The following is a 15,882-nucleotide window of genomic DNA, read 5'->3' on the forward strand; positions in this document are numbered from 1 at the left end:
CAACAAAGGCCACCTTCTCAGCAAGGTGGCCTTTGTTTTTGTAACCCTGCCTATCTTTGAAGCTCTTCTCAATACGTACCAACCTCCTTGCGTCTAGTGAAACACTGCTGCTCCTGTTTATTCCTGCTCTCTATCCTGTTCAGTACGGGCCGGCTTAGTGCTCAATCAACCGCCCTCCGGCTGCCGTCTCGCTACCAGGTTGAAGTAGGTGCATATCTATCGGGTACAGGCGAAAACCCATTTTGGTTACGCGCCAATCAATACGGGTCAGTACCTTATAATACACCAGCGGGTACAGCTAGAATCGGTTTTGCCACGGAGTATGATACGAGTCGAAGAGGGCTTGACATTGGCTACGGCGTTGATGTTGTCGCGAATGCCGCCGGAGCTACTAACCTTCCACCCAACCAGCCTCTCATCCTGCAACAGGCTTACGTGAAGGCCCGGCTTGGCATTTTTGAAGCGTATGTGGGCCGACGACGCGAGGTGTTTGGGTTGGTTGATACCCTCCTGACTTCAGGCTCATACACTTGGTCGGGCAATGCGCTACCCGTACCCAAAATCCAGATTGGCATACCTAATTATACGCCTATCGGTTTCACCAAAGGCTGGCTTTCTGTGATGGGTACGTTTGCGCATGGCTGGTTGGGCGGGCGTTACGTTCGGCATACCTTTCTCCATCAAAAGTCTCTGTTTTTCAGGATAGGCAAGCCACAGAGCACGTTTCGGGCTTACGGCGGTCTCAACCACGCCGTTGTGTGGGGAGGTGTCAGCCCAGATTTAGTGGGAACAGGGTTGGTGACTTCAGAGCGTCTTCCAGCCAGTTTTACCGATTATATGCTAGTTGTGACTGGACTACGCACTGGAGACCAGTCACTGATTCCGTTCGGTAACAATCTTACCGATTTTGACTTGACTAATCGCATCGGTAACCATCTGGGGTCAGTTGACCTAGCTTTTGAGGTTGATCTGCGGCGGCATTCCCTTTATCTATATCGACAAAATCCGTTCGACTCGGGTGCCCTCTTTTATTTAACCAGCGTAGCAGATGGTCTAAACGGAATCCGACTTCGTAGTCATAACTCAAAAGCGATCTTTCAGACGTTACTATTTGAATTTTTGAATACAACAAATCAAGGTGGTCCCGAATTTGTCATCGAAGATCCACAACGCCGGGGTAAAGTAAACTATTTCAACAATGCCCAGTTTAGAGATGGCTGGTCGTATCAGCGATTGGGGTTGGGTACGCCATTCATTACGCCTAGATACAATCCTGACGGTACGTCAACCTATGGCGTCTTTACGGATAATAACCGAATTTTCGCTTGGCATTTGGCAGCGTCAGGTACGTTACCCATAACAGCGAAGTGGCTAATGCGCAGTCCTTCTTACCAAGCCAAATTGACATTGAGCCGTAATCTGGGTACGTACGACACCCCATATACTTTACCGTTAACTCAGTTTAGTGCATTTGGTCAAGTGGGTTTTCCTATACAGTTCCGTAGTAATGCACGAACATTTAATGGCACTGAATTTATAGGACGAATCGCTTTTGATGTCGGTAGTATATACTCTAAGAACTTAGGTGTATACCTTGGCGTGCGTAAAACATGGGGGCAATAATCGATAAACGGCTGTACTTCGCAGGCTCCTGATAACGTTCAAGTCTATTTTTTTACCTTTGCGGAGGCCCGATTTTTGCCATTGCCTAATACCTGTCACGAGGTTAGTTCGTTCTGAGCTACCTTGCAGGGTCTGCTCCTTTTACAAGTTGCTATGAGACATCGTTATTCTATCTTACTTTTTCCACTGCACGTTTTCTTCGACTTCGCGTGTTTGAACGCGTCGTTTGTTGGTGCCTATTGGTTAAAGTTTGGTACCATCGATGCCATTGCCCAGCCACCTTATCAGTGGCTTTGGATAGCGTTCAATGTATGTTGGGCTGTTATTGTTGCTATTACACAGCCTTACATTTTCCCCAGGCAGCTATTTAAAGCAGGGCCACTTCTTGGCAAGTTGCTTTATCTGGTCGTCTTGCATGCCGCCGTTATCTCCCTATTCTGGGTATTTGTACAGGGGGTTTATTTTTCTAGGGGGCAACTCGTTTATACTTACCTGCTCTTCCTGTTGAGCGGGGGGGTGTTTCGTCTTGGTGGTCTGCTTTTTCTGCAGGAATACCGGGCCAGAGGATATAATAATCGCCGATTCATTGTGGTTGGGTATGGTAAACTCGCTCATACGATCACACGTTTTTATGAAGTACACCCCGAAATGGGCTTCCGTTTTCAGGGTTACTTTGACTGGTACACTGGTGATAATGAGGCTCAACTAACAGGTTCATACAACGATATTGTCGATTTTGTCAAGCGCGAGCAGATCGATTGCGTGTACTGCTGCCTGCCGTATGTCGATAATACGCAACTCAAGCACTTGGTCGATAAATCTGAAATCCTTGACATACAGGTCAAACTATTGGTTGATTTTAGAGGGTTTCTGACAAAAGGAGCGTCAGTAGAATACCACGATTTTCTACCCGTCCTTAATCTGTCCACCCAGGAAATCGACAATTTCCGGGTTGCGTTCTTTAAGCGTTGCTTCGACGTCAGCTTCTCCTTGCTAGTCTTACTGCTTGGTTCTCCTTTCTTTCTATTAGTGGCAGCGATTACCCGCTTCTCCTCGAGGGGGCCAATTTTTTATGCGCAGGAACGTGTAGGTCATCGGGGACATCCGTTCATGATCTACAAATTTCGTAGCATGTATGTCGATGCCGAGAAAGCCGGGCCTTCGCTCTCGCAGGGGTCGGCAGATAATCGCATTACCCCTTGGGGCCGGTTTATGCGCCAGACTCGTATTGACGAACTTCCACAATTCTTCAATGTATTACGGGGCGATATGTCGGTTGTAGGGCCCCGCCCCGAACGGCAGTATTTCATCGATAAGATTACCGAGATTGCCCCTGAATACACCAATCTTCTGAAAGTAAAACCGGGTATTACATCTATTGGCCAAGTCCGCTTTGGTTATGCAGCCAGTGTCGATGAGATGGTACAGCGCCTGCGGTTCGACTTACTTTATCCTGAGCGTCGATCACTGCTTCTTGACCTCTGGATTATTGCCCAGACCCTGCGCGTCATGGTGCAAGGGCGTGGTCGATAGCGAACCTCCTTCCCTACTTTGCGTAGATACTTGGTAAGCAATTACGAATCCTTTACACATTTTTGACACTTTGGTCGTTGACTGGCTGTGGGGTAACTTCTATTTTTACACCATCGGCCTGCTATGCTAGTATGGCCTACTGGTTTTATTTTATCACAACTACTGATTAAGCGACCGCGTTTGTGCTGATGATTGTGTTGTTCCGTCGCTGGGTTCCGTTTGCCTGGGTATCATTACTTATTACAGTTGGCATCTCCTGTGGCCAGTCTACACAGAATCAACTAAACCGATCGGCAGCCGAGGTTCGTAATTGCGCCGAAGACCAGGTGGTCTCACCTAAAGAGGAAGCGGACCTGAGACGAGCCATCCGGGCCGATGAAAAACGGCAGCGCATTGAGGCCATTATGCAGCAAAAAGTGCGCGAAGGGCTGAACGGCAACGTGCTCATTGCCCAAAAAGGCATCGTGCTTTACAAACACTGCTTCGGTTTTTCTCATTTTGAAAAGAACGCCCGCGATTCTCTCGTCGAGCAGTCCAAGTTTCAGTTGGCGTCGCTTTCGAAGACGTTTACGGCCGTGGCCGTGCTTAAACTGCAGGAACTGGGCAAAATTAATTTCACAGATTCCATTCAGCAGTTCTATCCAGATTTCCCGTATCACGGCATTACTGTACGTGACTTGCTTAGCCATCGGAGCGGTCTACCGAACTATGTTTATTCCTTCGATGATAGTATGAAGGTGAACTATTACCGGAAAAACCCAAAAATCCCGACCAACGCCGATATCATGCATTGGTTTGCGACGGTAAAGCCAACGCCGAAACGATACAACGTACCTGGTCGTGGTTTTTCCTACAATAACACCAACTACATGGTGCTGGCCGCTATTGTTGAGAAGGTCACAAAGCAACCTTTCGAAGAATACCTGCGCCGAAGCATTTTTCTGCCGCTCGGTATGCACAATACCTACGTAGCAACCACCAAAAATGACTCGATCAACCAGTATCGAACGGCAGGCTATCAATGGAACCGACGTATTCCGAAGGATTATTTCGATGATGTAGTGGGCGACAAAGGCGTCTATTCCACCATCGATGACCTATTCCGCTGGTACCGGGCCTTAAACGGCGACTGCCTGCTCTCACGCAAGACATTGGCGGAGGCGTTTGTCCCGAGAAGCTTCGAGAAGAAAGGAGCCAAAAATTATGGCTACGGTTTCCGGATGCAGCTAAACGCGCTCAATCAGCCCGAATTTATTTACCATACCGGTTGGTGGAAAGGCTATAATACGATGTTCTGGTTCAGCCCAAAAGACGAGTACGTCATTATCATTCTGGGCAACCGATTTAACCGTACCGTTTACGGTATCAAAGATCTGATTAACGTACTCCATGACAACGATAAACCCGTTACTGAGGACGTTAGCGGTGAGGTAGAGATTTAAGAGCAGGGGCTTTGTTGTTCAACAAAGCCCTTTTTTATGGTATCATCGTTGCTTCGCCGAGCCTTAATCGGCTGCCTTTTCCCTTTAACTACGATGGCGCAGGAAGTACTTCCTCTATGGCCCGCCAATGCCATTCCAAACAATAAGCCTTCGATTACCCTTACCGAAACCAGCACCACGGAAGGCGGTATTCTACGGATCAGCAACGTAACGATCCCCACCTTGGCCATCTACCGGCCGGCGAAACAGACATCGCCGCTTTCCGTGTTGATCTGCCCGGGCGGTGGGTATTCCATCTTGGCGGCTAGCCACGAAGGGGCTGACATCGCCCGCTGGTTTACCGACCGGGGTATTACTGCGTTTCTTCTAAAATATCGCCTCCCCGACGAACGTACCCAGACCAACCCACACGAAGTTCCTCTGAACGATGCCGTTCAGGCGATGCGTCTGATTCGACAACGGGCCGCGCAATATGGCATCGATCCCGGCCAAGTGGGCGTTATGGGGTTTTCGGCGGGTGGACATCTGGCATCGACGCTGGCAACCCATACTGTTCAGGGGCCTCATGCGGCAGCAGACGCCAAACCAAATTTTGCCATTCTGATGTACCCGGTCATTACGTTTGGGGAGAAAGCCCACGGTGGCTCGCGGGATAAGCTGCTGGGTACGTTGAAAGCCGATCCTGCCATGATCGAGTTGTATTCCAACGAGAAGCAGGTGTCGGCTCAAACGCCACCCACGTTTCTGGTTCACTCGATGGACGATAAAGGCGTGCCCGTAGAAAATAGCATCAGCTATTATATGGCCTGCCTGAAACAGAACGTACCTGCTGAGATGCACCTTTACCCTACCGGTGGCCACGGATACGCCCTCCGCACGAAACCCAGCGAATCGGTTTCGGGTTGGCCTGCTGCCCTTGAAAACTGGTTGAAGACAATTGGCAGTAAGCGTTAACCGATCATTGCTCTCGTCAGGACTTCGGATTCACCACACATTCAGATTACAAACCGACATGCCCAGCTGCGACTATGTTGTAGCTGGGCATGTCGGTTCAGCGCTACCTGTACCTATAAGCTCATCCTTCGCCCTATTAGATTACTACATTAACATATTATACTATTTGTAACTACCTCTTTACACAATATATAATTTTCGTTCAACCTATAAGTACCATTAAAAATTTGTTAAAAATGATTTTGACAACATATGTTGAATGTATTACTTGTTGGGGTCATTGTTCAGCTAATCTTTTACTACTAACGACCCCATTTTATGACCAGATCAACTATTTACATTTCATCAATCATACTGGGCGCATTTGCTTTTGCGTGCCAGCCCACCGCCCAAAATGATCTCGCCGCCAGCAAAGCCGAGGAGATTCCGGCGGCTGTAGTTGCTAAAGTAAAAGAATTGGGATTTAGTACCCAGAACATGAAGCGTATCCCTGAGGGCTATCTGGTCGAAGGTGATATCATTCTGGATGACCACGCCCTGGAGCAAGGTCATGGCAAACAAGCCAGTCTGTTGCGCGTGGGCGACGAAGAGCAGTACCGGACAACTGCTCTGGTAGGCAGTTTACCCCGCACAATCACCATTAGCGTATCGAGCAGCTTACCTTCTGTATATGTAACCGCGGTCGATGAACTGATCCGCCGTTATAATGCCGAAGGGTTACGGGTTGCGTTCACGCGGGTGTCGTCAGGTGGTGCCATACGGCTTACGGCAGCCCCTGCCGGTTCAGGTTACCTGGCTTCGGCTGGCTTTCCCAGCGGCGGCAACCCATATAATCAAATATTGGTCAATGTGAGTGCGCTGGGCACCACAACGGGCACCTCGCGGGTCAATTACTATGCTACCGTGTTTGCACACGAGGTAGGGCACTGCATCGGGTTCCGGCACACCGACTACTACGACCGTTCGATCAGTTGTGGTGGCGCTTATTCAAACGAAGGAGCTAGCAGTGTAGGCGCTATCCTGATTCCGGGCACGCCGTCATCAGCTGACCTGAGTTCGTGGATGCTGGCCTGCGTGGCAAATGGACAAAACCGACCGTTCAGCACCAACGACCGCACCGCGCTGAATTACCTCTATTAACATTGACATACCCTTCTGCTGAACAAGACACCATTACCCCGGCCAAACGGCCGGGGTTTTTTAGTCAATTTTTAGTCTAAATGTCGCACTCAGTAAATAGTCACTTAACGATTATGAAGAACCCATTAAAAAGTGTTGCTTTGTTATGTTACTGCATGAACAAACAACACTTTTCTCCCTTACTCTATGAAACGCTTATCGTTCTACCTCTCCGCGCTGGTAGCAGGTGGTGTATTATATGCCTGCCAGCCGGCTGCACCCGAAACCGCTAAACCAGCCAACAACAAGGACGTACCCGAGGCCGTAACCGCTAAGGTTAGAGCCATGGGCTTCAGTACGTACAACATTCAGCGTGTCGATGATGGCTATGTAGTTGAAAACGACATCTTCCTGGGCGACAAGGACCTCGACCGCGGTTCGCAGCAACAACTGATGCGGATTGGTGGTGAAGAGCAGTACCGGACAACTCAGATTGTGAACAACCTGCCCCGGGTTATCACGGTAAGTGTAGCAAGCAATTTGGCCGACGTCTACGATGATGCCGTTCAGGAGGCTGTTAATCGGTATAATGCCGAAAACCTGTCGATTCGGTTCCAGAAAGTAAACTCAGGCGGGATGATCCACTTCCTGGCATCACCGGCCAATGCCGAATATCTGGCTTCGGCCGGTTTCCCCAGCGGCGGGCAACCTCACAACTTCGTCCGTATCAACAACACCTTCCTGGGTGACGTTAACAATGCGACGCGTGTGGCCTACATTGGATCGATTTGCGCCCACGAAATGGGCCACTGCATTGGGTTCCGCCACACCGATTATATGAACCGTCAGTTTAGCTGCGGCGGCGCTTTTGCCAATGAAGGAGCCAGCACGATTGGCGCTATCCAGATTCCCGGAACACCGGCAACGGCCGATCCTAACTCATGGATGCTGGCCTGTATCGGCAACAACGTGAACCGGCCGTTCAACGCCAATGACAAAATTGCCCTTAAGGCCCTCTACCCCTAGTCTTTAGCTTTATCAACTGCGGCAGTAACATCCGTTGATTCAGTAAACCCCCGACGCACGATTGTGTGTCGGGGGTTTCTGTTATTAACGAACCAGCACCGGAATCACATGCCGACCAGTCTTTGCACCATCGAGCCGTAACAGATGCAGGCCGGGAGGTAGACCCTCTGTCGGTACTTCTTTCAAACTACCCGACCGGGACACAGGTTGCAGCGTACGTCCATCCAGAGAAACCCAGGTGCCGGTTACCTCTTCGTCGAGCAGGGCCACAGACAAGGGCTGCCCGGCCAGTACGGGATTTGGAAAGACAAGCGGGGCGTTAGTTTGAACGCCATAAACCGTTTCTTCGCCCGTCAACACAGTTTCGCCAGTTTGGGTCGTCAGCTTCACGCGGTAACGAGCTGCGCCAACTACTGGCGGGCGATCCAGGAATACGTACTCCCGTTGGTTCGGCTGAATTGGCAAGGTCTGCAAGGGCGTAAACGCATCTGTCGTCGTAGCTCGCTCCAGGGTTAGTGCGCGCAGGTTCCAGGTGGTACTCAGGCTCAAGTTCAGTCGGGCGGTGTCGGCCACCAGCCGGTCGGCCAGCCAGCTGCTTATGTAGCAACCCACGCCCTGCTGCTGATAGTTGATGGTGTACCCCGCCTGCGCGGGTTTGCCCCCAATTACTGGCCAAACCGCCACATACGCACCATCCGACGGGCTCAAGAAAGCAATCGTATCGGTAGTCTGACGCGTAGACTCCAGGTATTGATTACCCAGCTTGTATAGTTGATATGTGCCGACGCCCGGCTGACGTACCCAGGTGATGGCGGCCCGTTCAGGGCAGTTGAGCAGCACTTGCGGGCGCATCGAGCGCACCAGCGTGAATTCGTCTGACAGGTACGTCCGGGTACGTGTCACGATCCGCAACCGGGCCGTTTGATTTCGGTCGGGAGTTGTCCACCACACGGCCTGATCGGCCAGCCGGACGCTGTCGGCCAGCGGTTGCCAGGTGGTTTCACCAGTTAGCTGCACCGATACCGTACCCCGTTGCCCAGCATCGCCCTGCCAGAGCCACCGAATCGGCTGGAGTTCGCCCGCCATCAACGTCGCTCCCGCCACAGGATTAAACCAGGTAAAGGCCGAATCGATGCTATACGCCACGGCATAGGGCTGGGGGCCGTCGGGCAAGCGGTTGGCGCCTACCCAAACCCGATACGTACCTGGCGTTGGCTGCGTTACCGACACCTGCTCCACGTTATTGACTCGGTCAATGCCGCGTCGGGCGGGTAAGCGCACCGAATCGGGATGCAGCGTCGGCGACAACACCCAGGGACGTACCTGACCGCCACTCGTGCCAATGGGCTCAAGCCAGAGATCGAGGTCCTGCCGCAGCGCACCCCGCCCCGCTACGGGGGTATCGTTCCAGGCCAGCGCTACGGCCAGACGAGCCATGCCCGGTGGCACCGTCAACGTAAATGATTGAGCAACCGCCGTTGTGGAAAGGGTGCCGGTCTGGTATTGGCGTTTTTGGGCTAACGTCACAGCGTCCAGCGCATTGAGGCTCCCAAATCCCGCTTCATGGTCGGGACCCGGCAGGCCAATGTCCTGGCAGGAAGCCAGCAGGCAGGCTCTCACCCAGGCTACCGACGGCAATTGCCCATGCTGATTGCGGTAGGTTTGCTGCAACAAGGTCCCCACCCCCGATACCAGCGCCGCCGATTCCGACGTACCATTATTACCATAGGCGACCAATTCGGGGCGAATTCGTCCGTCGGCAGTGGGTCCTCGTGAGCTTCGGGCTTCCAGTGCGCCCCGGCTGCCGATTCCGCCCACGACAAGCACATTTTTTGCCTGTTTAAACTCGCCTGTCAGGGTCATAAATGGGCTGGGGAGCACGGCGGTTGTCGACTCGGTACCGCTGTTACCCGCTGAAAATACGTGCAGCAGCGTAGGTTCCTGTTGCACCTGTCGGTCGTAGGCCAGTGCTTCGGGGCCGTAAAACGATTCGATCCCGACGCCATAGGAATGGTTCTGCACCGAAACGCCCAACCGACGCAGATCGGGCAGCGTGTCGGGCAGGAGGCGCTCAAACGACGAGGCCGCCAGCCGGGCCCCCGTTGCCACACCCCGCCCCGTGCTTATGAGGTTCCCCGCGCCGCCCAGCAGGGTGGTCATGGTGGTGGCATGGTCGGAAAACCGACTAGTAGTGGCCGGGGTCAGCACAACACGTCCCCGGAAATCAATATCCGACGTATCGAACGATTGTTCTTTGATGGAGATCGTCAGGCCGGCGCCCGTGAGACCGGGGTAGCGCAGGTACGTTGCCCGCAGCCCGTGCAGGCCAAAATCATAGTCGCTGACGGCTTTCCGGGCAGTTGGCTGCGCTGTTGCGGCCCACGCACCCAGCACTGCATTCACACAAAAAATAACCAATAGCCGTCGCCACATACACCGTCTGCCAGTAACACCTTCCTCAAAGCTACCAATTCGTTTTCAAACCTTTTGGGGTGCTTCGCCGTATATCTTAGAAACATAGAGCACCATGAAACTACTATTTTCAACCAGCGCAGCCATCTGCTTATTGATAAGCCTGTCGGGTAGCTATCTGGCTCACCACTCGGCAGTAACGCTTCCGACTGTGGCAGCCCCTACGGCGGCCCCCAGCCACGCCATCTTCGACAAACTGCTGAAAGAACACGTCAACAGCACGGGTATGGTCGATTACAAAGGCTTCGCCAAAGACAAGGCGCAACTCAAATCATACCTGGATTTGCTGAGCAAAAACGCACCGGCCGGTAACTGGAGCAAAGACGAAAAGCTGACGTACTGGATCAACGCCTACAACGCTTACACGATCCAGCTGATTCTCGATCATTACCCGGTTAAGAGTATTAAAGACATCGGAGCCAAGATCAAGATTCCGTTCGTAAACACGCCCTGGGATGTTAAATTCATCAAAATTGGTGGCGAAACCTACGATCTGAACAACATCGAGCACGGCATTATTCGCAAGCAGTTTGATGAGCCCCGGATTCACTTTGCGCTGGTGTGCGCGGCCAAATCGTGCCCCCGGCTCCGCAACGAAGCCTACGAACCCAGCCGACTGGATGCCCAACTCGACGATCAGGCGTCTGATTTCATCAACAATCCCGGCAAGAATTCGATCACGGCCAAGCAGGCCAGCCTGTCGAAAATCTTCGACTGGTACGGTGGCGATTTCAAGAAGATGAAAAACATGACGGTTCTGCAGGTCATCAATAAATACTCGAAAACCAAGATCACCGACGATACCAAGATTTCGTATCAGACGTACGACTGGGGCCTCAACGAACAGTAAACCAGGCCATTACAAACGGTTCGACCCTACCAATTTGCCCTGTATAGGATCAAATCGGTGGGGTCGAACCGTTTTGGTGGTCAGTTCCCCCGCACGGCTTCGACCACGGTGCCTTCGTGCGAATAAATCCTGAACTGCCCGCCCAGTTCTTCGGCCCGGCGTTTCATGTTACGGATTCCGTAGTGCCGCTCCAGACTTTCGTCGCTGCCGGGGAGACTCAACCCACGCCCGTTATCGTGAATCGTCAGGTGGAACGTACCGTTGGCGCGGGTAACCAGAAAGACACTCGCCCGGGTTGCCTGCGCATGCTTCACTACGTTGCTCAACGCCTCCTGCACAATCCGAAACAGATTCAGCACCTGTACCGACGTTAGGGGCTGATTCACGTCGCCATCGATCTGCACGTCGACCTCCAGGCCATTGGTTTGCTGCACGTAGCGGTTCACATATTGGTTCAGCCGGTCTTCAAACTCCGTCAGGGTAAAGCGCTCCTGGTGGATCGCCCAGATCGTTTCGCGTAGGGTCCGGATGGCGTCGCGCGCGTAGCCGACGACCGCCCGGAGTTCATTGGCCTGCTGTTTTCCGTCGATTACGGGCTGCTGCTCGACCTGTCGGCTGATGTGCAATAGACTAGTGATCATGAACGCCAACTGAGCGCCCACGTTGTCGTGCAGGTCGCGGGCAATGCGCTCTTTTTCTTCGAGCATGGCGTTTCGGAGTGCCAGCGATTCCACCTCCGTGGTGTACGTAATGCGTTCCTGCTCGCGCTGACTGCTCAGCAGGCGGTCGTTATGGTCGCGCATGAGCTTGTACCGAAACGCCAGCCCAAACGCCAGCACCAGCACCTCCAGCAAGGCCGAGACAGCGTAATAATCGAAATTGACTAAAGCTCGGTACGTAGGAATTAGGTCAAAGTTAGCCAGTACTTGTCCGAAGTTCAGGACGTAAAACGGCGCAACGGCGACCAGATAAAGCCAGGTAGCCCGGATGTAGTAACGCCGGTAAAAACTGGTAGCCACAAACGCGACGATGATGGGAATGGGCAGCCAGTAAAGCACGGTGAAGAGCTTTAGTAAAGCCACTTCCAGCCATACTGGGTACGTTACGACAGCTTCGAGCAGCAGCATCAGTACGCAAACCAAACCGGCGATCAGCGCCCACGAACTCAGCTTGTGCAGCCACCGGCTGGGCGTCTGCCACATAGGCAGAAACGTTCTCACAAACACGAGTTGGGAGTAGAACAAGAGCAGCGGAAACAGGAAATAGATATTCTGCCGGGGCAACCAAAACTGAACGTCGAAGGCATACTGATTGAGAAAGCCGTCGTTGATGACAAAGAACCCAATCAGGCACCAGACGCACAGCATGTAGTTGAGGTAGATGCCGTCGCCAGCAGTGATGTAGAAAAACAGGCTCATCACCGATACGCACAGCAACGACAGCAACACCCCGCCCCAAAAGAGATAGTCGCGTTGCATGCGCTCTTCGTAGGCCTGCTGCCGGATAAGGGTGATGGGGACGAGTTGCGTACCGCGTGCCTTGTTGACGCGCAGGTAAACCATGTAATCGCCGCCCGGCGGCACCGAAAACGGAAAATAGTAATACCGGTTATGAACGGGCCGCACCGACACGGCCGTACGCCAGCCCATCGGGATGGAGCTAGTCAACAGCGAATCGCTTTTGCGGTCAACAACAAACAGTTGCAACGACTCATAACACCAGAAATTGACGGCGGCATATAGCCGGGCCGGGCGTTGGGTGGCATTTTGCACCTGAAATCGCAGCCAGAACGGCACCACTCCCTGCTGATTACCCGTGTAGCCAATGTTGGGCACGCCGCCCCCCACCGGCTGAAACGGCATAAGCTGCACGTCGGGCAGGGCCTGCCGGCGGGTCGTGTCGATATACAGGCTCAGCGCGCCATCGATGGGTAGTGGCTCCCTTGGGTCGTCGCTGCTGGTTAGCACGACAGCGGCCGGTGCCTGCGCCTGCAATTGCGGGGCCCAAAGCATAGTCAGCAAAACCCAGCCAATAAACCAGCAGAGACGCATTATGAGGAATGGTATAGTGGGGATTTACCAAAAATAAGTAGCCGTACGTGCCAATCAAGTGCTTACTGAGTCAGCGGAAGAGGGGGGTTGGCTTGCCGGAATAAAAGTTGGTTGGTAAGCGTTTATGTTACGTTGACTACGGCCTGCTTTTTGCCGTTATTTTTGTGTTTACGTTTATCGGCTTTGCGGCCCTGACTTATGCGCTATCGACTGCCTATTCTGCTCTTCATCACGGCCTTACTGGGGTTTGCCTTTCGCCCGGCGATGAACGTACCCACACCGGCGGCTACAACCACCGCTGAAGGAAAAAAAATCAACTGGATGAGTTTCAAACAAGCGTATGAACTCAACCAGAAAGCCCCTCGCAAAATAGTCATCGACGTATACACGGGCTGGTGTGGCTGGTGTAAGGTGATGGATCAGCGTACGTTCAGTCAGGCGGCGATCATCGACTATGTCAACGAGCACTACTATGCCGTGAAACTCGACGCCGAGATGAAAGAAGACGTTACCATCGGCGACAAAACCTTCAAGAATCAGGGGCAGGCACATGAGCTGGCTATCAGCCTGTTGCAGGGCAAAATGGGTTACCCGACTACCGTGTTCCTGAACGAGAAAATGGAGATGATCCAGCCGATTGCGGGCTATCTGGAACCACGCACCTTCCACCAGATCATTACGTATTTCGGCGGTAATTACCAGCAGAAAGAACAGTTTGACGCCTACAAGGCAGGTACGTACGTGAAAGAGCATCAGGCAGCCATGCCGGTAGCAGGGCGGTAACCCCTTATACGCACGCCTTTTATCGACAAAATGGTTGCTGTCGCGGGGGAGACGCAAGGGATTGCGTCTCTACGGGATTTACCTTTGCCCTATGCTATCGTTTTTCAGGAAGCCAATCTTCAGCGACTTCCGCTTCATCTTCGGTGTATTTGCCGTTCTGGCGTTGTTGGTCAGTATCCGTACAGTATTCGTTACCCAGTCGAACAACTACCTGATTTTCTACCATACGCTCGATCACCTCATCGAAGGGACCGACCTGTATGCCAAGTACCCGGCCGAGTATGAAGATCGTAACCACTACGCACCGAGTTTTGGAGCCCTGTTTTCGCCGATTTTCCTGCTACCCTATTCGGTAGGGCTGTTTCTATGGCATTTCCTGTTTACGGGTATCTGGATCTATGCCGTCTATCGCCTGCCCCTCACCCACCGGCAGAAGGTGGTGATGTATTGGTTTTGCATGCAGGAGTTGTTTACGGCGGTAGCTAATAGCCAAACCAATCCGCTCATCACGGCCATCCCGATCTTCACATTTCTGGCTTTTGAAAAGCGGCAACCCGTTTGGGCAGCATTTTTTCTGCTGCTGGGCTTCAACATCAAGATCTACAGTCTGGTTGGCGGGGCGCTGTTTTTGCTATACCCGCAGAAGGGCAAATTCCTGCTGAGCATGATTGGCTGGGGCGTCGCGATGGCCCTGTTTCCACTGCTGTTTACCACGCCCGATAGCCTGCTCTGGCAATACCAGAATTGGCTGACGGAGTTGCTCAATAAATCGGACGGGGACAAGTGGCTCAACCTCTCGATTCACCGACTCATCCACCAGACCATTTCGCCTGATATTTCGAACTCGGCCATTATCGGGATGGGGGTTGTGGTGTTCTGCTCGGTGCTGGTCTACGTACAGCGTTACAAAGAGCTTTGGTTCCGGATGATGTTGCTGGCCTCGATCCTGATTTTCCAGGTCATTTTCAACCCCATTGCCGAGTCGCCAGTGTTTATCGTGGCCGTTACGGGCGTGATGATCTGGTGGTTTTATAGCCCCAAAACCTGGTATGATCGTGCCATGCTGATCGGGTGCTTCATCTTCACGGTGATGTCGCCCTCCGACCTGTTTCCGAAGGTGTGGCGCGACGAGTTTGTGAAGCCCTACGTGCTGAAAGGCCTTCCCTGCGTGCTAATCTGGTTCCGGCTAATCTACCTCATGCACCGCTATGCCCTGGGCAAAGCGGCCGTTCCTACCTACAACGACGACGAACAGCCCCTGTCGGCATCGCCGCAGTTGGGCTGAGTTTCTACGGCTTCAGGTACGTTGCTGGGTACGTTGTCAGCGTGCCTGCCCGCTATTGCGTAACATCTCGTCGGCAATGTTTTTAGTCGTTTCCCACGAAAACGGAATCCAGTCGTCGTAGGCGGCATCGAGCAGTTCGGTAGCCGATTCCGCCGCCGTCACCTTATAATCGAACTTCGGCATTCCGCTGACGATGTAACCGGGGTAATAGTAGGTCAGGCCCTGCTGTTGCGCAAATTCGATCTTCTTCAACATCAGCACCTTGCCCAGACTGTAGCGCCGGTATTCGGGATCGTAAACGTTCATAATGCCCGCAATGGTGTGATTTCCCCGGTCGAAAATGCCTACCGCGATGAGGCGTTCCTGATCCCGAATTTCGAGCCCCCAGGTATCGAACTCCGTGAAAAGCGGGCCGCTGTAAAGGCTTTCTTCGATGCTAACGGGCGCGTCGAAATCGATATGCTGCCGGTAGCGGGCATGCAGGGCTTTTATCTCGTCGGTTAACTGAAACGGTTTGGCCTCGAAGCTGAATCGCGCCGTTCGGTTCAGTAGCTGTCGCTGGGTTTTGCCGAACGCCACCCGTTCCAGATCGACCCGCAACCAGTGCACCGGGTACAGTTTCTCCTCGAAGACCAGAAAGTTGCAGGTAAACACATTCTGGTGCATCCGAAAATAACCCATACTTAGAAACAGATCGAGATCCTGCCCCTTCATGTTGCGGTGTGGTCGGCTAGGTGCTTGTGG

General features: G+C 52.8%; 12 protein-coding genes. 9 read left to right on the plus strand and 3 right to left on the minus strand.

Translation table 11 applies throughout. From position 1 onward, the window contains the following. Positions 1-96 precede the first annotated feature (96 nt). The 6 genes from ACAW74_RS12425 to ACAW74_RS12450 all read left to right on the plus strand — a co-directional run bounded on the left by ACAW74_RS12425 (position 97) and on the right by ACAW74_RS12450 (position 7,697). Positions 97-1,623 carry a capsule assembly Wzi family protein gene (locus ACAW74_RS12425; RefSeq protein ID WP_370698660.1) on the plus strand — a complete coding sequence of 509 codons (1,527 nt, stop codon included), beginning with the start codon at positions 97-99 and terminating at the stop codon, positions 1,621-1,623. A gap of 153 nt (positions 1,624-1,776) precedes the next feature. After that, the gene (locus ACAW74_RS12430) at positions 1,777-3,156 is read left to right on the plus strand and encodes a sugar transferase (RefSeq protein WP_370698526.1); all 1,380 of its coding nucleotides are present in this window, start codon (positions 1,777-1,779) and stop codon (positions 3,154-3,156) included. Between the two features lie 188 nt (positions 3,157-3,344). Continuing rightward, entirely contained in the window at positions 3,345-4,598 is a 1,254-nt protein-coding gene (locus tag ACAW74_RS12435; protein ID WP_370698527.1) for a serine hydrolase domain-containing protein, read from the plus strand. A gap of 36 nt (positions 4,599-4,634) precedes the next feature. Then, positions 4,635-5,552 carry an alpha/beta hydrolase gene (locus ACAW74_RS12440; RefSeq protein ID WP_370698528.1) on the plus strand — a complete coding sequence of 306 codons (918 nt, stop codon included), beginning with the start codon at positions 4,635-4,637 and terminating at the stop codon, positions 5,550-5,552. Between the two features lie 318 nt (positions 5,553-5,870). After that, positions 5,871-6,692, plus strand: a complete 822-nt coding sequence (locus ACAW74_RS12445; RefSeq protein WP_370698529.1) for a M57 family metalloprotease — start codon at positions 5,871-5,873, stop codon at positions 6,690-6,692. A 186-nt stretch (positions 6,693-6,878) separates the two neighbouring features. Further along, a complete protein-coding gene (locus tag ACAW74_RS12450) occupies positions 6,879-7,697 on the plus strand; it encodes a M57 family metalloprotease (RefSeq protein WP_370698530.1) in 819 nt (272 codons plus the stop codon). A gap of 84 nt (positions 7,698-7,781) precedes the next feature. Here ACAW74_RS12450 and ACAW74_RS12455 read toward each other — a convergent pair whose 3' ends face one another. Beyond that, positions 7,782-10,100, minus strand: a complete 2,319-nt coding sequence (locus ACAW74_RS12455; RefSeq protein ID WP_370698531.1) for a S8 family serine peptidase — start codon at positions 10,098-10,100, stop codon at positions 7,782-7,784. 124 nt (positions 10,101-10,224) lie between these two features. On the opposite strand from ACAW74_RS12455, the gene ACAW74_RS12460 reads away from it, so the two are divergent. Beyond that, positions 10,225-11,019, plus strand: coding sequence for a DUF547 domain-containing protein (locus ACAW74_RS12460; protein ID WP_370698532.1), 795 nt, complete (start codon positions 10,225-10,227; stop codon positions 11,017-11,019). Positions 11,020-11,099: 80 nt separating this feature from the next. Here ACAW74_RS12460 and ACAW74_RS12465 read toward each other — a convergent pair whose 3' ends face one another. After that, on the minus strand, positions 11,100-13,070 hold the full coding sequence (locus ACAW74_RS12465) for a sensor histidine kinase (protein ID WP_370698533.1): 1,971 nt from the start codon (positions 13,068-13,070) through the stop codon (positions 11,100-11,102). A 198-nt stretch (positions 13,071-13,268) separates the two neighbouring features. Between ACAW74_RS12465 and ACAW74_RS12470 the strand changes: the two genes are divergently transcribed. Then, on the plus strand, positions 13,269-13,853 hold the full coding sequence (locus ACAW74_RS12470) for a thioredoxin family protein (protein WP_370698534.1): 585 nt from the start codon (positions 13,269-13,271) through the stop codon (positions 13,851-13,853). A gap of 91 nt (positions 13,854-13,944) precedes the next feature. Beyond that, positions 13,945-15,138 (plus strand): glycosyltransferase family 87 protein, encoded by a 1,194-nt coding sequence (locus tag ACAW74_RS12475; RefSeq protein WP_370698535.1) that lies wholly within the window; start codon positions 13,945-13,947, stop codon positions 15,136-15,138. A gap of 36 nt (positions 15,139-15,174) precedes the next feature. Here ACAW74_RS12475 and ACAW74_RS12480 read toward each other — a convergent pair whose 3' ends face one another. Beyond that, entirely contained in the window at positions 15,175-15,852 is a 678-nt protein-coding gene (locus ACAW74_RS12480; RefSeq protein ID WP_370698536.1) for a GNAT family N-acetyltransferase, read from the minus strand. Positions 15,853-15,882 lie beyond the last annotated feature (30 nt).

Source organism: Fibrella musci (assembly GCF_041321105.1).
In the GTDB taxonomy this organism is placed as follows: Bacteria; Bacteroidota; Bacteroidia; order Cytophagales; family Spirosomataceae; genus Fibrella; species Fibrella musci.

Coding starts and splice junctions, on each gene's coding strand:
- ACAW74_RS12430 (WP_370698526.1), top strand. CDS start 1,777: ATGAGACATCGTTATTCTATCTTACTTTTTCCACTGCACGTTTTCTTC.
- ACAW74_RS12435 (WP_370698527.1), top strand. CDS start 3,345: ATGATTGTGTTGTTCCGTCGCTGGGTTCCGTTTGCCTGGGTATCATTA.
- ACAW74_RS12440 (WP_370698528.1), top strand. CDS start 4,635: ATGGTATCATCGTTGCTTCGCCGAGCCTTAATCGGCTGCCTTTTCCCT.
- ACAW74_RS12445 (WP_370698529.1), top strand. CDS start 5,871: ATGACCAGATCAACTATTTACATTTCATCAATCATACTGGGCGCATTT.
- ACAW74_RS12450 (WP_370698530.1), top strand. CDS start 6,879: ATGAAACGCTTATCGTTCTACCTCTCCGCGCTGGTAGCAGGTGGTGTA.
- ACAW74_RS12460 (WP_370698532.1), top strand. CDS start 10,225: ATGAAACTACTATTTTCAACCAGCGCAGCCATCTGCTTATTGATAAGC.
- ACAW74_RS12465 (WP_370698533.1), bottom strand. CDS start 13,070: ATGCGTCTCTGCTGGTTTATTGGCTGGGTTTTGCTGACTATGCTTTGG.
- ACAW74_RS12470 (WP_370698534.1), top strand. CDS start 13,269: ATGCGCTATCGACTGCCTATTCTGCTCTTCATCACGGCCTTACTGGGG.
- ACAW74_RS12475 (WP_370698535.1), top strand. CDS start 13,945: ATGCTATCGTTTTTCAGGAAGCCAATCTTCAGCGACTTCCGCTTCATC.
- ACAW74_RS12480 (WP_370698536.1), bottom strand. CDS start 15,852: ATGAAGGGGCAGGATCTCGATCTGTTTCTAAGTATGGGTTATTTTCGG.